Source organism: Pseudomonas sp. P7758 (assembly GCF_013386485.1).
In the GTDB taxonomy this organism is placed as follows: domain Bacteria; phylum Pseudomonadota; class Gammaproteobacteria; order Pseudomonadales; family Pseudomonadaceae; genus Aquipseudomonas.
On sequence record NZ_JACARS010000104.1, the window covers coordinates 1 to 20,292 of the forward strand.

Genomic DNA, 20,292 nt, shown 5'->3' on the forward strand with positions numbered 1-20,292 from the left:
GGTACCCACGGTGGCGCCGATGCTGATGTCCGGGTACAGCGCGCCGGTGGCCACACCGATGCGCGCGGTGGCCGCCGCCAGTTGGCGTTCGGCCTGGCGCACGTCAGGGCGGCGCTTGAGCAGCGTGGCGCCATCGCCCACCGGCAACAACTGCGCGATGTGCGGCAGCTCGGCGCATTGGGCAGTGCCGGCCGGCAGTTGATCCAGCGGCCTGGCCAGCAACATCGACAGGCGGAACAGCCCGGCCTGGCGCAGTGCTTCATAGCGCGGCATTTCGGCGCGCAAGGATTTGTATTGGGTTTGCGAACGGGTGACCTGGGTTTCATCACCGCGCCCGGCATCCCGCAGGCGCTGGGTCAGGTGCGTGCTCTGGGCTTGCAGGTCGAGGGACTCGTTGGCGATCGCCAGCTCTTCGTTGGCCGCACACACCTGGGTGTAGGAGCGCACCACGTCCGCCACCAGGGTGATACGGGCGATATCGGACGCCGCCTGGGCCGCATCGGCAGTGGCCTGGGAGCTTTCAATGCCGCGCTGCAAGGTGCCGAACAAATCGAATTGATAGGAGGTGCTGATACTGGCGCTGCCGATATTCGCCACCGGGACTTTTTCCGTCAGCAAATAGGCCTCACCCGATTCTTGCAGGCGCTGGGCTTCGGCCTTGGCGCCGGCACTCCAGCCGCCGGCCGATTCGGCTTGCTGCACCTGATAGCGCGAGCGCTGCAAGTTGGCCGCAGCCACCCGCAGGTCGGTGTTGGAGGCCATGGCCTGCTCCACCAGCTTATCCAGGCGCGGGTCCTGGTAGAGCTTCCACCAGTCCGCCGGCACCGGCGCCGACACCACATTGCTGCCCTCCCCGGCCAACTGGCCCTGAAGGTCACCGCGGTTCACGGCCGCCTTGTCCGGCAGCTTGTAATCGGGCCCCACCACTTGGCAGGCCGACAGCAACAACCCCAGCCCGGCGGTTGCTAAAAGCCGTTTCATGGCTTGTTCTCCGACTTGGGTTGGTCGTCGATGATCGACACGGTGGCGGTGCGCCCGGCAATCATGCGGAAGTCTGCCGGCACATCGTCAAACGCAATGCGCACCGGAATCCGCTGGGCCAGGCGCACCCAGCTGAACGCCGGGTTGACGTTGGGCAGCAGGTTGGAGCCGCTGGTGCGGTCACGGTCTTCGATACCGGCGACGATGCTCTGCACATGCCCGCGCAGGCGAGCGTTGTCGCCGATCACGCGGATGTCGACGCTCTGGCCGACGTGAATGCCGTCGAGCTTGGTCTCTTCAAAGTAGCCGTCGATGTGGAACGAGTTGCTGTCCACCACCGACAACACCGGACGCCCGGCGGTCACGAACTCCTGGTTACGCGGCGCACGGTCGTTGATGTAGCCGTCCACCGGGCTGCGGATCACCGAGCGGTCCAGGTTGAGTTGCGCGGCATCCACCGCCACTTGCGACTCGGCCAGGGCCGATTGGGCACGGGCGACGCGGGACTGGCTTTCTTCCAGTTGCTCGCTGGCCACCAGGTTGCCGAGGCCACGGTTACGCTTGTTCTCGCGCACGGCCTGGGCCAGGGTTTCCTGACGGTCGGCCACGGCGGCCTGGGCCTGGCGCAGGGCCAGCTTGAAACGGTCCTGGTCGACGGAGAACAGCACCTGGCCGCGCACCACCAACTGGTTATCGCGCACGTCCACTTGCTGGATTAGCCCGGACACGTCCGGGGCGATCTGCACGATGTCGGCACGGATGTGGCCGTCACGGGTCCACGGCGCGAACATGTAGTACATCACCATGCGCCACACCACGACGCAGGCGAAGGTCACCACCAGTAACGTCAGGACTACACGGCCAATGGTCAAAAAAGGTTTTTTCATGTCATGAGGTATCGACTGAGTGAATCCACTGCGCCCAGCAACAGAGCGTAGAGACCCACATTGAACAATGCCCGGTGCCAGACCAGGCGATAGAAGTGGACGCGGGTCAACAGCCCGTGCACCACCAGGTACAACACATACGTAATGCCCATCAGCACCAGCAACGTGGGCAGGAACACCCCGCTGATATCCAGATCACCGATCATAAAGGCGCTCCATCGGGTAACGGCGCTTCCATCTCTGTGCCGCCAAGAAATTCCACGCCGGGCAACAGCGCCAGGCGCAAGCCGCTGAGGGCGTGCAACAAATGCAGGCGGGTTTCGTCCTCGCCTTGCAGGCCCTGGCCGTTGAGGGCGCGGCGGGTACGGTCGAGGGTCATCAGCAGACCGCTGGGGGCCGGCAGACGTTCACCGGCCTTGAGGCAGGCCTTGAAGTAACCGCCGACGCCTTCCACCACCTGGTTCAACAACACCCGCGGCACCCCGAGGATGCGCGGCGAGTACGCCAGCAGGTCCAGCAGGTTCAGCGCCACCCGCACTTCCCGCAGGGCGATGCCGGTGTCCTGGCCGGTCATGGCCAGGCGCGGCAGGTGTTGCATCAGGCGGTCGAGCATTTGCACGCCCATCTTGCGGTGTTCGGCCAGGGTCGCAGGCTCGGTCAGGGTGACGATGTCGCGCCAGCTGAAACGGGTCAGGCGCTTGGCCGCAAGCTCAGCGCCGAACGGCCGGGCAATCAGGGTCCAGACAAAGGCGAACAACAGGCCCACCGGGCCCGCCAGGTTGGAGTTGGCAAAGGCCAGGAAGTCCGCGTCGTAGGCACCCTGGATGCTGATGAACGACGAGGTGTTGACCAGCGTCAGCAGCATGCCGAGGTAGAAACGCGGCTGTACCGTCAGCGTGCCGATGCAGATAAAGGGCACCGAAAACGCCAGCACCAGCATCGGGAAATCGTGCAGGTTGGGCAGCACCAGAAACAGGTAGAGGCTGGCGAACAGCACCGACATCGCGGTCCAGAAAAAGAACCGGTAGATCTGCGGCGCCGGGTCGTCCATCGAGGCGAAGAAGCTGCAGGCCACCGCCGCGAGGATCACCGCGCTGCCACCGTCGGTCCAGCCCAGCAGGATCCACAACACCGAGGCGACGATGATCGCGGTGACGGTGGAAAACGCCGAGTAGAACATCAGGCCACGGTCGAGGAATGGCGTCAGCCGGCCCAGGCGCCAGTGGCGGTAAACTGCGCGCCAGCTGTCCTGGCTTTCGCACTGGATGGCGGCTTGCAGGCTGCGGCAGTCTTGCCACAAATCCACCCACTCGCCCAGGCGATACAGGGCGTTGGAGAACAGCAACTGATGGCGGTCATCCAGGGCGTCGGCATCGGGTTGCAGGGCTTCGATCTGGTCGCGCAGGACACGCCAGCGTTCGAGGGGCGCATCCTTTTGCGTGCTGGCCAGCCACTCGTTGGCGGCGGTCAGCAGCGGCGTGAAGCGCTCGAGCAATTCCGGCGCGCGGTGTTCCAGGGCGTACACAGCGTCGTCCAGTGCGTCGATCACCGGCAGCAGGTGGATCATCCGCCCGCGCAGCTCCTTTGTATTGCGCACCGTTTGCGGCCGGGAGCCCTCGTGGGGCAGTTGGCCGATCATCAATTCCAGGGTGTTGAAGGTAGCGACCATGCCGCCGCGCAGGGTGCTGATTTCCTCGGGTTGCACGTTGCGGCTGAGGAAGCGCTGGCTGTAGACCTGGGCGTCGGCAAACCACTTGCTCACCGAGTCATCGAACACCGGCGCCAGGCGTCGCGGCCAGAACATCGCCCCCACCACCGCCGCCACGGCGATGCCAAGGAAGATCTCTTCGGTCCGCGCTTCGGCCACATCCCACACCGCCAGCGGGTTATCCACCACCGGCAGGGCGATCAGCGGCAAGGTGTAGCCGGCCAGCATCAGCGCATAGCTGTTGGCGGTGCGCAGGTGCAGGGACAGGAACAGCAGAATCCCGGTCCACAGCGCGATCACCACCACCAACACGTAAGGCGTCTGCACAAACATCGGCACAAAAAACACCGCAGCGGCCGCGCCCATGAAGGTACCGACCGCCCGGTACAGCGCCTTGGAGCTGGTAGGGCCGACAAACGGGCTGGACACGATATACACCGTGGCCATCGCCCAATACGGACGCGGCATTTGCATCAGCATGGCGATGTACAACGCGATCATTGAAGCGGCGAATGTCCTTACGCCATAGAACCAATCCCTGGCCGGCGGCATGCCGGTAAAAAATCCGTTCAAGAACTCACAACCATGGGATGTTGATTGGCACCTTCGAAGGCCCGCAGTACACGCAAAGCAGCTTCCAGGTCATCGGGGTCGATTGTCGCCAGCACCTCGCGACGCAGGCGCACCAACTGTTCCTCCACCGCCTGCACCAGCTCGCGGCCACGCGCGGTGAGGCTCAAGGCCTTGGCGCGGCGGTCGTGGATGTCTTCGGTGCGGCACACATAGCCGGAACTGCACAGCTGATCCAACAGGCGCACCAGGGAAGGGCTTTCCATCCCGGCGGCCTGGGCTACCTTCACCTGGTGCACACCGTCGCCGAGGCGGCCGATCATCAGCAGCGGCACGGCGCAGGCTTCGGAGATGCCATAGCTGACGAGCGTGGTCTGGCAGATTTTGCGCCAGGTCCTGGCACCTACCACCATGCTGCTGCTGATGTTCATCTGGAGTTGTTCGAGGGTCTGGGACACTGGATTATTCGCATACAGTTAGTTTGCTAACTATCAATATGGTCGATGGATCCCAGGCCGTCAAGTTTTGATACAAATTTTGGGATGGGTGGTGGAGGCGCGAAGATGTGGATAAGTAAAGCGGGTTTCAAGCCCCACGCCCCTCTCTCAACCGCAAATTCAACTCATCCACCACCTCCGCCCAATCCGCGTCCTCCAGAATCTCCTCACGCAAAAACGCCCGCTGGGCCGGCGTCCAGAAAAACGCTTCCGCCAGATGCAATTCGGGCTTGAGTGGGGAGTGGACCGCGATGAACCGCTCGATGCTGACCGGGTCATCGGGCAAACCGAGCTGTTTGAACAACGATGGCAAGTTGTGGACTGGGGATTCCATGAGGCGTTCCTGGAGAGAGGGTTCACCTGAGTCTAGCCCCCCAGGCGAACATAAACCTCTCAGGTGTTGCGCGGATCAATCGCAGCCCTCACGGTGCACGCCCGCTGGCGCGTTACACAGCACGAACAGCCGGGCCCGCGCGCCGCCGCCGTCCTGTTGGCTGAGCTGACGCCATCCGGCCGGCAACGGGGCAAACTCATCCGGCGGCTCCGCGGCGCTGATCAGCCATACACGCTGGATCTCGGCGGGTAACGCCGACAAGCGATCAAGGTAGATGCGCCCGCCATCCTGGTCCACCAGGGTGCCAAAACCATAGGCATTAGGCCGGGTGGACTTGCCGGCGGCGGTCGGCGGTGTGAAAAGCTGCAACTGGGCGTCGGTCTCGTCGTAATAGACGTAGGGCAGGTACCACAGCATGTCGCTGATGACGATGCGGTCATCTTCCTGGTAGTTGCGATTGACGAACTCCACCACCACGTTGAATTGATCATGCTCATCGACGGTGGAGTTGGTTTTCACGCCCACCAGCTCGACCCCGACAAACAACACGAAGACTGCCGCCGCTGCGAGCGGCAGGCGCGGCGACAGACGGTCGACGGCCAACGCCACGATGATCGGCAAACTCATCGCGTAGGCGGTGAGATAACGCTCGATAAACACCGGGGAAATAAACGAAACCCCATAGACCAGCAGCACTGGCAGCATGAAAAAAAGCCCCAGCAGCCAGCCAAAGCGAAAGCGGCTTTGATCGCGCCAGGCAGTCACACCGACCAGCGCCATCAGCAATAACGGAAACACCACAAAGAGCGGTCGCCACAAGTGGTCGCCCGGGTCCTGAATGAGGAACTGCCACACCATCGACGGCACGGAATACAGGTTGACCGGGTCTTCCCAGCCAATATCACCGCCCACCTTGAGTTCTGCGGTGTGCTGCACCAGGCCCAGCAGATTCGGGAGCCAGGGCAAGTACAGCAACACAATGGCAATGTTGGCCAACCACCAGCCCGCGCGCGTGACCAGGCGCAAGCCGCCGGCCCGTGGCTGGCGCAGCAACAGCAGCCATGACCAATGCACCAGTACGCACAACGCGGTGAAATAGTGGGTGTAGAAGGCTGCCGTCATCAACAGCGCATAGGCCACCAGATAGCGCTTGCGCTCAGGCTGGCGGACCCAATACACCAATGCCAGGGTGGCGGCCAGCAGCCATACGCCCAGCAGCGAATACATCCGCACTTCCTGGCTGTAGCGCACTGCCGTGGGCAGCAACGCCAACAGAATCCCGGCCAGCACCGCCGCGCGACGGGTCGCGACCAGCCTTGTCAGCCAGATTCCCAGGCCGACTGCGACCACACCGGGGATCGCACTCATGCTGCGCAGGGAGAAAATGCTGTCGCCGAACACCTCGATCCAGCCGCGCAGCATGAAGAAATACAGCGGCGGATGAACGTCATGTGCGGCGTGAAACCACAGGTCTTCCAGGGAATACTCGGCGAGCAGCAGGCTTGAACCTTCATCGCCCCAGATGGCGGAGGCGGTCAGGCCATAGAAACGCATGGCCATGGCCAACGCCACCAGCGGTACCCACCACAACCGAGCCAGCCAGCCGGCATTCTCCCAAAGGCCAGGATTGAGCACGGGCAATGCCCCGGCCTTGTTGTCTTGTTCCGCCACAGAGCGTCGCACCTCTACTTCCTCACCCACTACTGAACCTGCGCTTGCGCGAACACCCGCCACTCTAGGTCAAAAGGCCTTGATTCGCCCGCTGTTTTGCATGGATTTGACCAACCATCCGCCAATCGGACAAATCTGAATTTTGCGCAGGACGTCTCCGACGCTTTCATCGGATCACGCTATGATTGCTGCCTTCCATGGATTCAGGATCAAGGACATTTCATGCGCATCGGTCTTCTGTCACCCCTGGCACTGGCATTGCTCGCCACCCTTCCCCTCCAGGCCCACGCCAGCGGCGATGACTCTTGCTACCCGGATTGGCGGGTGTCGCGCAACAGCCTGGACGTGTGCAGCAACCTGCCCTTCCTGAGCCCCGGCAATGACAGCCGGGTCAACCTGCGGCTGTTGCTGGCGGACAAAAACGTCATGCCGCTGGCGCCGAATGCCTTGGGCGAGCAGGACGTGTCCGAAGGATTTGGCCCGGTGCCCTTTCCGGTGTATCGGCTTATGCCGGCTGCGGATGAGCCCGACAACAAACCCGACGACTCGCGCACCGCCGAACTGGTTGCACTGCTCAGCCCGCTGGGCATCACCCGCGACGACGCCAAGACCGCCGGTGAAGCCTTCCTTTCCGGCGAAGGCAGCCGCTGCCGCAGCAACGCCGATGACAGCGCCGCCGCGTTTATCAGCCAGGTGGTGAAGGCCGATGTACCGCAGGCCGAGCGCCAGTTACTGGCCAAGCTGCGGCTGCAGATGCTCGGCAGTTGTTCCTCGGACGGCGTAGCGGCAGGCGAGGCCGACCAAATCAAATCGGCAGACGGCCAGGCATTGCTCACCTACCTGAAAGCCGCCGGGGACTTTTACAGCGGACGCTTCAGCGATGCGCAAAAAGGTTTTGCCGGGCTGACGAGCAGCTCGCTGCCCTGGCTGAAGGAAACAGCGCTGTACATGACCGCCCGCACCGCGCTGAACGACGCCCAGCAAAATGCCTTCGATGAATACGGCACGCCGTCGCTTGAGCATGTGGATAAGTCTGCCCTGCAACGGGCCGAAAGCGCTTTCGACGACTACCTGAAAACTTATCCACAGGGCGAATACGCCGCCTCCGCCCGTGGCCTGTTGCGCCGGGTGCACTGGCTGGCGCCCAACCCCGACAAACTGGCGGACGACTTTGCCTGGCAACTGACCCAGGCCACCGATGCCCAGCGCAACGTGTCGCTGGATGAACTGGTGCAGGAAGCCGACACCAAGCTGCTGACCAGCACCACGGCACCTGTGGGCAACCCGTTGATCCTGGCCCTCAACGACCTGATGTGGATGCGTGCCGGTGAGCCGCCGAAGCTCACGCGTGAAGCGCTCGATGCACAAAAAGCGGTGTTCGCGCAGGAGCCCGCGCTGTATGCCTACGTGCAGGCGGCGTTTGCCCTGAACGTCGAGCATCAGCCCGACCGTGCCTTGAAGCTGCTGCCGCAAGACGTGCCGTCGAATCTCGACTACTTCGCTTTCAGCCAACAGACCCTGCGTGGCCTCGCGCTGGAAGCCAAGGAAGACTGGAAAGCCGCCGAGGCGCTGTGGCTGCAACTGCTGCCGCTGGCCAGGCAACCGTTGCAACGTGACCAGCTGGAGCTGGCATTGGCGATGAACTACGAACGCAGCGGCCAGCTGGCCAAGGTATTCGCCGCCGATTCGCCGATCAGTGCCAAGCAGGTGCGCTATATCCTGCTGCGCAACGTCGCCGGTCCCGACCTGCTGCGCCAACAGCTTGCCCATGCCGAAGACCCGGTAGAGCGCCAGACTGCGCAATTCACGCTGCTCTATAAAGACCTGCTGCGCGGCCAGTTCGAGACCTTTGCCGAGGACCTCAAGCAACTGCCCGCCTCGGTTCCCGATGACAAGCTCGGCACCAGCCTGGGCTACGTCTACAGCGGCGGCCAGTCGTTGAGACTGTTCCAGTGGAACGGTGACAAGGCCGAGTCCGGCTACACCTGCCCGAGCATCGCGCAAATCGCCAGCACCTTGCAGGCCGATCCGAAAAACCCGCAGGGCCTGAACTGCCTGGGGGAATTCGTCCTGCGTAACGGCCTGGACGGCATGCCCCTGGAACAGGCGCGCTCCGCCGGCAGCCTGGGCAGCACTGCCTCGCCCTTCAAGGGTGAAACCTTCTCGCGACTGGAGGGCTACAAGCGGGTAATCGGTAATCCCAAGGCACCGCGAAACGACAAGGCCTACGCGCTGTTTCGTGCCATCAACTGCTACGGACCTTCGGGCTACAACAGTTGCGGCGGCGAAGACGTCGACAAGAACGTACGCAAAGGCTGGTTCCGCCAGTTGAAAACCGGGTTCGCCGACACCCAGTGGGGCAAGTCGCTGCAGTACTACTGGTAAGCCGTGAAGCGTTTCTGGCTCGCCCTGCTCCTGCTGGCAAGCCCGGCCTTCGGCGCGGTGGACGCCCGCGACCATGATGCATTCTGGCTGTGGAGCGGCGTCGCGCCGCAGCCGGTGCTCAAGCAGGCGAAAACCCTGTACATCCTCCAGGGCCAGATCAACTCGACCCGCCGCGCGCCCCGGCGTGGCGTGCAATTCATCGCCCAGGGCATGAGTGTGCCGCGCATCACCCAGGGTGAAATCTGGGTGGTGTACCGCGCCCACACCCTGCACTGGCCCGAGTCGGTGTACAGCCAGATGCTCGGCCAGGTGCAACGCTGGCGGGATGCGGGCAATCCGGTGGTGGGCATCCAGATCGACTTCGATGCGCGCACGCAATACCTCGACGAATACGCGGATTTTCTGCGCGACCTGCGCCAACGCTTGCCCAAGGATCTACGCCTGAGCATCACCGGGCTGATGGACTGGAGCAGCAACGCCGACCCGGCCGCCATCGCACAACTCAAGGGCGTGATTGATGAAGTGGTGGTGCAGACCTACCAGGGCCGCCACAGCATCCCGGACTACGCGGCGTATCTGCCACGCATGAACCGGTTGGGGGTGCCGTTCAAGATTGGGTTGATTCAGGGTGGAGAGTGGGAGGAGCCGGGGTATTTGAAGGGCAGTGAGTGGTTTCGAGGGTATGTGGTGTTTTTGCAGAATCCTTGAATGCCCACAGTCCCTGGACTGTGGGCACTGGTATTAACGCCCTGCCGTCTGTTCCGGATACACCGACTCCCAGCCCCCGCCCAATGCCTTGTACAACCCGACCATGGCCAGGGACACGCCGGTGGAGCTTTCCACCCACTGCTCCTGGGTCGCCAGCAACGCACTTTGCACGGTCAGTACGTTGACGAAATCCACCACGCCTTCGACGTATTGATGCTGCGCCGTGGCAAGGGCGATCTGGTTCTGCCGCACGGCTTCGGCAAGGCTGTCGCGCCGCAGTTGGCTGGCGTTGTAGCGGGTCAGTTGATCATCGATTTCATGCCAGGCCCGCAGCACGGTCTGCTGGTAGGCCAGGGCCGCTTCCTGTTGCTGGGCTTCGCGCAGATCGAGCATGCCTTGCAACCGGCCACCGTTGAAAATCGGCAAGCTCAGTTGCGGGCCGAAGGCGAATGCACGCGAACTCCACGAGCCGAAATCCGCCAGCTGCAACGCCTGGGAGCCCACGCTGCCAGACAGGGTGATGCGCGGGTAGAAGTCGCCCTTGGCCACACCAATGGAGGCGGTGGCCGCATGCAAGCGAGCTTCGGCCTGGCGGATATCCGGGCGGCGCTCGGCCAGTTGCGACGGCAGGCCGATGGCGACCTGGCGTTGGGTTTGCGGCACCGCAGCGTCCTTGGACAATTCGGCGTACAAGGCTTGTGGCGGTTCGCCCATCAGCAGGCTCAGGGCGTTGATCAACTGGTCCTGGCGTTGCTGCAAATCCGGCAGGCGCGCCTCGATGGCGGCCACTTGAGCAGCGGCTTCGGCTACGTCCAGGTCAGTGGCGACACCATCGGCCAGGCGCAGTTGCGAGAGCTTCAGGCTGTGGCGCGCCACCTCGAGGTTTTGCTCGGTGACGGCGCGGGTGTTTTGCACGCCGCGCAGCTGGATGTAGTCCTGGGCGGTTTCCGCCAGCACCGACAACAGCACCGCGCGGCGGTCGTTTTCGGCGACTTGCAGGGTGGCGTCGGCGGCTTCGGTTTCGCGTTTTACGCGGCCCCAGAAGTCCAGTTCCCAGGCGGCGGAGAAACCCATGTCCCACTGGTTGAACGCCGAGCGGCCGTTCTTGCCCGAGGCATCGCTCAAGCCATCGGCGCTGTTGCGCTGACGCAGGTAATCGCCGGTGGCGTTGACGGTCGGGTAGCGCTCGGCGGTGATCACCTGGCGCGCCGCGCGGCTTTGTTGCAGGCGGCTGCTGGCGAGTTTCAGGTCAAGGTTATCGGTCAGCGCGCGATGGGTAAGCGCGGTGAGCTGCGCGTCGTGGAACACTTCCCACCAGCGCTCTTCCAGCGGGTCGTTGACCGCGTGGCTGGCGGCTTGCCGGCCATGGGGCTCGGTCCATTGGCCGACGGGATTCAGCGGGCGCTGGAAGTCCGGGCCGACGGTGCAGGCACTCAGGGTGAGCAGGCTCAAGGTTAACCAGGCAAGGCGTCTCATTGCTGCGCCACCTCACGTTGCTGGGCGGCGGCGTGGGTGTCGACGCTGGCTTCCACCGACATGCCGACCCGCAGGCGCTCGGTCAACGCCTGGCCGGGCTCCAGGATGATTTTTACCGGAATACGCTGCACCACCTTGGTGAAGTTGCCGGTGGCGTTGTCGGGTTTGACCGAGGCAAATGTCACGCCGGTAGCTGGCGCCAGGCTTTCGAGGTGGCCCTTGAGCACTTCGCCGTCGAGGCTGTCGACCTTCACGTCCACCGTTTGGCCAGCGTGCATGTGGGATAACTGGGTCTCCTGGAAATTGGCCACCACGTAGGCCTCGGCCAGCGGTACCACGGCGAGGATCTTGCTGCCCGGCGTCACATAGGCGCCGACCCGCACCGCGCGCTCGCCGACCATGCCGTCCACCGGCGCAACGATGCGGGTGTACGACAGCTGATAGCTGGCCATTTCCAGTGCGGCCTGGGCACGTTTCAGGCCGCCCTCTGCCGCATCACGCTGGGCGCTGAGGATTTCCACCTGCTTGCGTTCAGCGGCCAGCACCGCCGTGGCATTCGCCAGGCGCGCGGTGGCCTGGTCAATACGCGTCTTGGCTTGCTGGGCGTTCTGTACGGTGCCGGCGCCTACACCCGCGAGGTGGTTGTAGCGGTTCAGTTCGTGTTCGGCAAACGCCACTTCGGCACGATCCGCCGCCACAGTCGCCTGGGCCTGGGCGATCACCGAGCTTTGGCGCTCCAGGGTTGCCGTGGCATTTTTCAGCTGCGCCTGGGCCACCAGCGTATCGGCATCGGCCGCCTGGGCAGCGGCGCGGAAGTCACGGTCATCGATCAGCGCCAGCAACTGCCCGGCCTTGACCCGCTGGTTGTCTTCCACCAGCACTTCCTTGATGAAGCCGGCCACACGCGGCGCCACCAGGGTGTAGTCAGCGGCGACGAAGGCGTCGTTGGTGCTCTGGCGTTTGCTGCCGAACACACCCGGCGCCAGCAGGTAAACCAGCACACCTACGGCAAACACGGTGATGACGGTTACAGCGATTTTGTCTTTGCGTTTCATAACAATCCCTTTGGCTCAGTGAGCAATCAAGTCGGCGCGCGGGGCGGATAAATCCGCGTCGGCATCCAGAAAATCAGCAGGATCAACGCCGCCGCGACACCGGCCATGACGTAGTAGAGATCCGAAGAGGTGAGCACCACGGCCTGCTCGTGCAGCCGATGGGCAAGGCCGGCGGCATCGCTGTCGGCCAGGGGCGAGTTGCCCAGGCTGTCCACCAGCATGGTCGAGTGGAAATGCAGGCGGTGTGTGGTCAGGGCATCGAGCACGCCGGTGGCGACCACGGCGGCCAAGCCTTTGACGGTGTTGAACCACGCCGAGGCGAAAGGCCCGTCCTGGGGCGTGATGCTGCCGGTGGAGAGCATCAGCAGCGGCAACACCGCCATCGGTTGCCCGAAGATCTGCAGCAGTTGCAGCACGTAGAAATCATCGCGAATCCATGCCGACGTGAGTTGCGCCCCGCCCACGCAGGACAGGATCAACATGCTCAAGCCAATGCCCAATACCCAGCGGCAATCGACCCAGCGCAAGTTGCACAACGCCGCCACCAACGGCAGTGCGATCAACTGCGGCAGCGCCATGATCAGCATCACCGGTGCAGTTTGCAGCGGGCGGTAGCCTTGGACCTGGGCCAGGTAGCTGGACGGAATTATGGTCACCGCCAGCAGCACGATCAGCACCCCGGCGAGCACAATCAGCGCGAACGACAGGTTGCGTAGCCCAAGCATCTGCAACTTGAAAAACGGCATCGGGTGCGACCACTCGTTGATCATGAACAGCACCAGCAACACCAGGCCGCCGATCAACAATGAGGTAATCAGCGGCGACTCGAACCAGTCCAGCCGATTGCCCTGCAACAGGCCGATCACCAGCATGCAGATCGCCGGGAACCCCAGCAGCAGACCACGCCAGTTGAACTGCTTGAAGCGCTCCAGGCGCAGCGGGTCCTGGGGCAAGCCGTAGGCCACGGCCGCCATGGCCAGCAGGCACGGCCCGACAATCTGCCAGAACGCCCATTGCCAGCCGACGTATTCGGTCCACATGGCCGCCAGCGGTGTGCCGAGGCTAGGGCCGAAAGTGGCCGTGAGGGCATAGCCGGCCAGGCCGTACAGCTTGACGTTGGCCGGCAGGAACCGCAGGGCCACGGTCATCAGCATCGGCGGCAAGGCGCCACCGGCCAGGCCTTGCACGGTGCGCAGGATCAGCAGGCTTTCGTAGTTCGGTGCGAACGGGCACAGCACGCCAAGCACGGTGAACAGGCCGATGGCGCAGAGAGTGAAACGGCGCAGAGAGAACGTCACCGAACACCAGGGTGCAAAGGCCATCGCCGAGACAGAGGTGGCGGTGTAGGCAGCCACCAGCCAGGTACTTTCGTCGAAGCCGATGTACATCGCACCACGAATATCGGCGAGAGCGACTTTGGTCACCATCTCGTTGAGGCCGGACACCAGTACCGCAAGCAATACGCCCACCAGGCCGATGATGATACGCGGGCCGAAAACGGGCGGGGTAATGGCGGTCGGTTTGGCTGCGGCCAGGGGTGCGGGAGCAGCGAGGGACGTCATGAACTACAACTCGGAATAGGAAATACCCGAGCAGTTTAATAAGGCTTAGACATGACAAAAAGTGACTTATCGGAAGCTTATAAGTGCACCAGACGCAATGATCAAAATGTAGGCGATCTCTGTGGGAGCCGGGCTTGCCCGCGATGGCATCACCTCGCTATGCCTGAAAAGCCGTGTCGCCCGCATCGCAGGCAAGCCAGCTCCCACATTGACCGGGCTCACTTGCGACTCACGTGGGCTGCGCTTCCTTCCACGTCGCCTCGCAGCATTCACGCATGGTCTCGCGCAGCCATCTATGGGCCGGGTCCTTGTCGAAACGCGGGTGCCAGGCTTGGGTCAGCACCAGGGTCGGCAGGGAAATTGGCAGGGTGAAGGCTCGCAACGGCAGCTTCAGGCGATTGGCGCTGTAGAGCGCTTCCTTGGGCACCGGCAGGATCAGGTCGGAGTCCGGCAGCATGAACATCGCGCCGTGAAACCCCGGGGCGATCATCGCGACTCGGCGTTCCAGGCCCTGGGCGTTCAGGGCGGTGTCGATGGGCCCCCGGGCAATGCCGCGGCGGGAGATGCTGATATGCGAATAGCTGGCAAACCGTTCGGCGGTGATTTCTCCATCGAACAACGGGTGCCCTTCCCGTGCCAGGCCGACGAAGGTGGTGGTGAACAGGTTCTGCACCTTCACTTCCGGGGTGATCGGCATGGTGTTGCCCACCCGCAGGTCGAGACGGCCTTCACGCAGGGCCTCGTCATCGGTGTCGCCTTCCGGCACGAAGCGCAGTTCGCACAGCGGTGCCATGCGTTCCATGGTGTCGAACAGCCGACCGCCATACACTCCGACAAAAAAGTCATTGGCCCGCACGCTGAAGCGCCGGCGCAGGGTGCGCAGGTCCACTTCGTCCGCCGAGCGGAACAGCAGCGCCGCCTGCTCCACCACGCTGCGCACCTGGCCTTGTAGCTCCAGGGCCTTGGGCGTCGGTACCAGGCCGCGACCGGCGCGCACCAGGATCGGATCGCCCACTGCCTCGCGGATGCGCGTGAGGGTGCGACTCATGGCGGCCGGGCTCAGGTTCATCCGCCGCGCGGCGCCTACCACACTGCCCTCGTCGAGCAAGGCGTCGAGGGCGACCAGCAGGTTCATGTCCGGTAATTGCATGCCAAGCACTCGTGATGGGTTATGAGTGAACTTGGCGCAATCGTAGCAGACTGTGGCGAGGGAGCTTGCTCCCGCTGGGCTGCGAAGCAGCCCCAAAATTTGCAATCGAGACTTTTCTGAAAGAACGCGGTGATGTTATTGGGGCCGCTTCGCGGCCCCGCGGGAGCAAGCTCCCTCGCCACAGGGTTGGTGTTTCAGTCCGGGTTGGTGTTTCAGTCAGCGTTGCATGCCCCAGCGCTTCACGGTGACCCGCTCCAGGGTGTCGAACACCAGGTTCTCCACCAGCAACCCGATCAGGATCACCACCGCCAGGCCGGCAAACACTTTGTCGGTGTACAGTTCGTTGCGGTTCTGGAAGATGTACCAACCCAAACCGCCTTTGCCGCTGGTAGCACCGAACACCAACTCGGCAGCGATCAGCGTGCGCCAGGCGAACGCCCAGCCGATTTTCAACCCGGCGAGAATCGACGGCAGCGCAGCCGGGATCAGGATGAACAACACGAAGCGCATACCCTTGAGGCCATAATTTCGACCGGCCATGCGCAGGGTTTCGGAGACACCGAGGAACCCTGAATAGGTGTTGAGCGCCAGCGCCCACAACACTGAATGCACCAGCACGAAGATCAGGCTGTTCTGCCCCAGGCCAAACCACAACAGCGCCAGCGGCAGCAGGGCAATCGCCGGCAACGGGTTGAACATCGATGTCAGGGTGCTCAGCAGGTCACGCCCCAGTTGGGTCGACACCGCAAGCGTGGTCAGGGCAAACGCCAGCACAATGCCGATCAGGTAACCCTTGATCAGCACCACCAGCGAGATGCTGACCTTGCTCAACAACTCGCCACTGGCCATGCCGTCGTAGAACGCGCTCAGTGTCTGCAGGAAGCTCGGCAGCAGCAGGTCATTGTTCTGATAACGGGCAGCCGCTTCCCAGAGGATCGCAAGCACGATCAGGATCAGGCTTTTACGCAGCCAGCCTTGTTGCCACAGGCGCTGGCGCCACGGCAACTCGCGCTCTACGCGAACACCGGGCAACGGTTCGAGAGTGATTTCATATTCCTGGCGCATGGTGCAAACCCTTCAATAAGCGATGCGGATATCGGCGAAACCCAGTTCGGTTTCCGCCTCGGGCGCTTCATCAAACAACAGCCGATGAATGCGCCGCGCCGAAGCCTGGAACTCCACACCGCCGAGGCTGTGCAGGTCGTATTGATGGCTGTGGATTTCCGCCCGCACCCGCCCCGGGTGCGGCGACAGCAACAGGATGCGGTTGCCCACCACCAGCGCTTCCTCGATGGAGTGGGTGACGAACAGCAGGGTGAAACGCACCTCTTCCCAGAGCAGCAATAGTTCTTCCTGCATCTTGCGCCGGGTCAGGGCGTCGAGGGCGGCGAAGGGTTCATCCATCAGCAGGATTTTCGGCTGCATGGCCAACGCCCGGGCGATTGCCACGCGGGCTTTCATGCCGCCGGACAGGGTGTGCGGGTAGGCATCGGCAAAGGCCGTAAGGCCGACTTTTTCCAGGTAGTAGAGCGCCCGCTCTTCGGCCTCGCGACGCTTGAGGGTTTTGGACGCCAGCAGCGGGAACATGACGTTCTGCTTGACGGTTTTCCACGGCGGCAGTTGGTCGAACTCCTGGAACACCACGATACGGTCCGGCCCTGGCTGCTCGACTTTTTGCCCGAGCAGACGGATCTCGCCCTCACACGGCTTGATAAAGCCGGCGATGGATTTCAACAGTGTGGATTTGCCGCAGCCCGAAGGCCCCAGCAATACAAAGCGGTCTGCCGGATCGATCGCGAAGCTGACCTGGTGAGTGGCCCGCACCACCCGTTCGGGCGTGCGGTATTCAAGGCTGACTTTATCCACCGAAAGCAGTGCTTCGGTGGTGGTCGGGTTGCTGGCCGTGTGGCCTTGCAAGGGCGCGTTCATGTCAGCTCCCTTGCAGCGGCTTGGCGTCCTGGAAGAAGTAATCCTTCCACGATTCGGGTTTGTTTTTGATCGCGCCGACGCGGTAGAGGAATTCCGCCAGCGGGTAGGTGTTTTTCGGTGTGACGCTGAATTCGAACTGCGGGTTTTCGATGATTTTCAGCAGCTCGGCGCGGTCGATCTTGGCCTTGGTCACGCGGATGTAGGTATCGGCGGCGGCGCCTTTGTCGTTCTGGGCGAACTGCGCCGCTTCGGTCAGTGCCTCGACGAACGCCTTGTAGGTTTTCGGGTTGTCGTTGCGGAATTTCTCGGTGGCGAACAGCACGGTCGGCGAGTTAGGCCCGAGGATGTCATAGGAGTTGAGCACCACATGCACGTTCGGGTTGGTCAGGGCCTGCTCCTGGAACGGCGGGTTGGAGAAGTGCCCGGTCAGCTCGGTGCCACCGGCAATCAGCGCAGCCGTGGCATCCGGGTGCGGGACGGCGACGGTGTACTTGTCGAGGCGATTGAATTCCTTGTCGCCCCATTGCTTGGCGGCAGCGTATTGCAGGAAACGCGACTGCACGGAAACGCCCACTGCCGGTACGGCAATGCGGTCTTTTTCAGTGAAGTCGGCAATGGTCTTGACCTTGGGATTGTTGCTCACCAGGTAGTAGGGGAAGTTGCCCAGGGAGGCGACGGCTTTCACGTTCTGCTTGCCGTGGGTGCGGTCCCAGATAGTCAGCAGCGGGCCAACGCCGGCCCCGGCGATGTCGATGGAACCGGAGAGCAGCGCATCATTGACGGCTGCGCCGCCGGACAATTGTGTCCAGTCGACCTTGATGTCGATGCCTTCCTGCTTGCCGTATTTTTCGATCAGGTTCTGGTCGCGCACCACGTTGAGCAACAGGTAGACGATGCCAAACTGCTCGGCGATGCGAATCTCGCCTTCGGCCTGGGCGGCGGCAGGCGCCACAAGACTGCCGGCCAGCAGGCTGACGCCCAGGCCGACCGTCGCGGCCAGGCGCGCAAATGGGGTTTTCTTGGACATGGTCATGCTCCGGGTCAGAAAGGCGCGTCGCCCTGGATGGTGGTGCGGTACAGCTTGCGCCGCAGGTGGCTGGGGCAGCCGGCCGCCAGGTGGATCAGCGAGCGGTTGTCCCAGAACACCATGTCGTGGGGCTGCCACTGATGGCGGTAGATGTTTTCCGGCAGCACGCTGTGGGCGTACAGCTGGGCAAGCAGGTCGCGGCTTTCGTCTTCCGGCAGGCCGACGATACGGGTGGTGAAGCCCTCGCTGACGAACAGCGCCTTGCGGCCGTTTTCCGGGTGGGTGCGCACAATCGGGTGTACCACTTCCGCCACTTGAGCGAGTTGCTCGGGCGTGAGGGTCGGGCGCCAATTGCCTTCGAATTTGGTTTCGCTGTAGCGTGCGGTGTAGGAATGCGCGGCGCTGCGGCCTTCGACCGCCTTGCGCAAGGGCTCGGGCAGGTTGTCCCAGGCTTTATGCATGTCGGCGAACAATGTGTCGCCACCCTCGGACGGCAGCTCCTGGGCATGGAGCATCGAGCCCAGGCTCGGCAGCTCCTTATAGGAGAGGTCCGAGTGCCAGAACTTGCCGGCGTCTCCCAGGCCGATGGATTGGCCGTTTTCGATGATGTTGGAGACGATCAGGATTTCCGGGTGGTTGGCCAGCAGGAATTGTTTGAGCACATGGATTTGCAGCACGCCGAAACGGCGGCTGAAGGCGATCTGTTGCTCGGGGGTGATACGTTGGTCGCGGAAGACCACGACGTGATGGTCCAGATGCGCGCGGTGAATGCGTGCGAAGTCCTGGTCGCTGACCGGGCGGGCCAGGTCCAGGCCTATGATTTCGGCGCCGACGCTGCCGGGAAATGGACGGATCTCGAAGGTTTGTGTGGTGTCGGTCGCTGTTGGAACAGTAGAGGTGGCAGACATGAGTTCACTCCCGTGCAGTCAGGAGAGTGACTTTATAGTCATAAGAACCGCATTTTAAATACCGTTAGTGAATATCGATATGCAGCAATACCGCTGTTGGCCCGACTCCCGGGAATAAAATGTGCACGACGGACCTTTAGCCTGTAAGACCTGACAAATGGGAGCTGTGGGCCCGAAGAACACGCTGTTGAGTCGCTTACAAGCCGAAACCTTGCCCGTTTGACAAGCTTGTGGACAATCTCTAGTGTGCATTGGATCCAATTAGCCACCTCACCTTGAAAAGGAGGATAGCGTAGTCGTGACGCAGAAGCCGAACCCTTTGAGCAGCATCCAGATCAGCGGGCCTATCCCCGCCCATCTCGCCCGCTCCGTGATTGAAGAAACATTGCGCAACGCCATCCTGGATGGCCGCTTGCCCTGTGGCACCGCCATGCGTCAACAGGAGCTGGCCAGCTTGTTCGGGGTCAGCCGGATGCCGGTGCGCGAGGCATTGCGTCAACTGGAAGCCCAATCGCTGCTGCATGTGGTCACCCACAAAGGCGCGGTGGTGGCGCCACTGATCGAGGACCACTCGGCGGAAACCTACGCCCTGCGCATACTCCTCGAATCCGAAGCGCTGCGCTTGTCGATTCCCCTGCTCACGCCCGATGACATCACCCAGGCTGGCGCCTTTATCGACGCGCTGGAACGGGAAAGCGACTACACCGAAATCGGCCGCCTCAACCGCCTGTTCCACATGGCGCTATATGGCAAGGCGGGCAATCAGCGGTTGCTCAAGCTGGTTGAACACGGCTTGAACGAAGAGGAACGTTTCCTGCGCTTCAACCTCGAGGCCATGGGCCTGGGCAAGACGTCCCAGGAAGATCACCGCGAACTGCTCGACCTCGTGGCGCAAAAGAAGGTCGACGAAAGCATCCTGACCCTGCGTAACCACCTTACCCGCGGCATGGAGGTGATTACGGGTTACCTCAAAACTCTTGAAGAGACTGAACAGAACGCTGCGCTGTAAATTCCGCGTGGAACTGAAACGCCTCCCTCGACCACAAAGCGCTGCAAAGTGACGCTGGCCGACGGAGGCCAGTGCACCACCATTACTCCCGTTAAACCATTAAGCCCAAAGAAAACTTCACACACTCCGCAGAGCGATCCAACTACCGCAATATTCCAACTCGAAAAACTTATAAAACTAAAAACACCTGAATACTTAATCAGATTATTACCAACACTCCAATTCTCCCAATCGACAGCGTGAATCCATGCTCGGTGCGTCACTGCGCGTGGCGTTCCTTTAAATAAAGCCTTGGTATTTTGTCACAGCATGCTGCTTGCCAGTAACAGTGTCAGCCTCGTACAGGGCTGCCTGTTATCAAGGCACCCGCGCATCCGTGAAAACCAATGTTTATTTGTCGCTAAAGCACAACGCTTTTATCAGGGAAGAGACACG

At 62.4% G+C, this 20,292-nt stretch carries 18 protein-coding genes; 3 read left to right on the forward strand and 15 right to left on the reverse strand.

The features are described from left to right. The 7 genes from HX873_RS22075 to HX873_RS22105 all read right to left on the reverse strand — a co-directional run. Positions 1 to 981 (reverse strand): TolC family protein (locus tag HX873_RS22075; protein WP_177123198.1); only part of this gene is annotated, 981 nt, incomplete at its 3' end. Then, on the reverse strand, positions 978 to 1,868 hold the full coding sequence (locus tag HX873_RS22080; RefSeq protein ID WP_003218191.1) for an efflux RND transporter periplasmic adaptor subunit: 891 nt from the start codon (positions 1,866 to 1,868) through the stop codon (positions 978 to 980). The genes HX873_RS22080 and HX873_RS22075, both read right to left, overlap by 4 nt. After that, positions 1,865 to 2,074, reverse strand: coding sequence for a DUF1656 domain-containing protein (locus HX873_RS22085; protein WP_003218193.1), 210 nt, complete (start codon positions 2,072 to 2,074; stop codon positions 1,865 to 1,867). Before HX873_RS22085 ends, HX873_RS22080 begins: the two co-directional genes overlap by 4 nt. After that, positions 2,071 to 4,149: an FUSC family protein gene (locus HX873_RS22090; protein WP_134325520.1), complete on the reverse strand. Its 2,079-nt coding sequence runs from the start codon at positions 4,147 to 4,149 to the stop codon at positions 2,071 to 2,073. Before HX873_RS22090 ends, HX873_RS22085 begins: the two co-directional genes overlap by 4 nt. After that, positions 4,146 to 4,577, reverse strand: a complete 432-nt coding sequence (locus tag HX873_RS22095; RefSeq protein WP_177123207.1) for a MarR family winged helix-turn-helix transcriptional regulator — start codon at positions 4,575 to 4,577, stop codon at positions 4,146 to 4,148. The genes HX873_RS22090 and HX873_RS22095 overlap by 4 nt, the downstream gene beginning before the upstream one ends. A gap of 154 nt (positions 4,578 to 4,731) precedes the next feature. Beyond that, positions 4,732 to 4,977, reverse strand: a complete 246-nt coding sequence (locus HX873_RS22100; RefSeq protein WP_177123199.1) for a DUF2789 domain-containing protein — start codon at positions 4,975 to 4,977, stop codon at positions 4,732 to 4,734. A 75-nt stretch (positions 4,978 to 5,052) separates the two neighbouring features. Further along, complete coding sequence (locus HX873_RS22105; RefSeq protein WP_177123208.1) at positions 5,053 to 6,648, reverse strand: glycosyltransferase family 39 protein; 1,596 nt, start codon at positions 6,646 to 6,648, stop codon at positions 5,053 to 5,055. A gap of 222 nt (positions 6,649 to 6,870) precedes the next feature. On the opposite strand from HX873_RS22105, the gene HX873_RS22110 reads away from it, so the two are divergent. Both HX873_RS22110 and HX873_RS22115 read left to right on the forward strand, forming a co-directional pair. Beyond that, a complete protein-coding gene (locus tag HX873_RS22110; protein WP_177123200.1) occupies positions 6,871 to 9,033 on the forward strand; it encodes an outer membrane assembly lipoprotein YfiO in 2,163 nt (720 codons plus the stop codon). Positions 9,034 to 9,036: 3 nt separating this feature from the next. Further along, positions 9,037 to 9,741, forward strand: a complete 705-nt coding sequence (locus HX873_RS22115) for a DUF3142 domain-containing protein (protein ID WP_134325515.1) — start codon at positions 9,037 to 9,039, stop codon at positions 9,739 to 9,741. A gap of 33 nt (positions 9,742 to 9,774) precedes the next feature. On the opposite strand, the gene HX873_RS22120 is transcribed toward HX873_RS22115, so the two are convergent. The 8 genes from HX873_RS22120 to HX873_RS22155 form a co-directional block, all read right to left on the reverse strand. Then, complete coding sequence (locus HX873_RS22120; protein ID WP_177123201.1) at positions 9,775 to 11,217, reverse strand: efflux transporter outer membrane subunit; 1,443 nt, start codon at positions 11,215 to 11,217, stop codon at positions 9,775 to 9,777. Continuing rightward, positions 11,214 to 12,272, reverse strand: coding sequence for an HlyD family secretion protein (locus HX873_RS22125; protein ID WP_003218219.1), 1,059 nt, complete (start codon positions 12,270 to 12,272; stop codon positions 11,214 to 11,216). Before HX873_RS22125 ends, HX873_RS22120 begins: the two co-directional genes overlap by 4 nt. A 26-nt stretch (positions 12,273 to 12,298) precedes the next feature. Beyond that, positions 12,299 to 13,834 carry an MFS transporter gene (locus tag HX873_RS22130; protein ID WP_177123202.1) on the reverse strand — a complete coding sequence of 512 codons (1,536 nt, stop codon included), beginning with the start codon at positions 13,832 to 13,834 and terminating at the stop codon, positions 12,299 to 12,301. A 229-nt stretch (positions 13,835 to 14,063) separates the two neighbouring features. Then, positions 14,064 to 14,984 (reverse strand): LysR family transcriptional regulator, encoded by a 921-nt coding sequence (locus HX873_RS22135; protein WP_003218223.1) that lies wholly within the window; start codon positions 14,982 to 14,984, stop codon positions 14,064 to 14,066. Positions 14,985 to 15,200: 216 nt separating this feature from the next. Continuing rightward, positions 15,201 to 16,049, reverse strand: a complete 849-nt coding sequence (locus tag HX873_RS22140; RefSeq protein ID WP_003218225.1) for an ABC transporter permease — start codon at positions 16,047 to 16,049, stop codon at positions 15,201 to 15,203. A gap of 12 nt (positions 16,050 to 16,061) precedes the next feature. After that, positions 16,062 to 16,913: an ABC transporter ATP-binding protein gene (locus tag HX873_RS22145; RefSeq protein WP_102605411.1), complete on the reverse strand. Its 852-nt coding sequence runs from the start codon at positions 16,911 to 16,913 to the stop codon at positions 16,062 to 16,064. A gap of 1 nt (position 16,914) precedes the next feature. Further along, positions 16,915 to 17,940, reverse strand: a complete 1,026-nt coding sequence (locus HX873_RS22150; RefSeq protein WP_003218229.1) for an ABC transporter substrate-binding protein — start codon at positions 17,938 to 17,940, stop codon at positions 16,915 to 16,917. A 14-nt stretch (positions 17,941 to 17,954) separates the two neighbouring features. After that, complete coding sequence (locus HX873_RS22155; RefSeq protein WP_134325513.1) at positions 17,955 to 18,848, reverse strand: TauD/TfdA family dioxygenase; 894 nt, start codon at positions 18,846 to 18,848, stop codon at positions 17,955 to 17,957. 298 nt (positions 18,849 to 19,146) lie between these two features. Between HX873_RS22155 and HX873_RS22160 the strand changes: the two genes are divergently transcribed. Then, a complete protein-coding gene (locus HX873_RS22160) occupies positions 19,147 to 19,857 on the forward strand; it encodes a GntR family transcriptional regulator (RefSeq protein ID WP_177040674.1) in 711 nt (236 codons plus the stop codon). Positions 19,858 to 20,292: the final 435 nt, after the last annotated feature.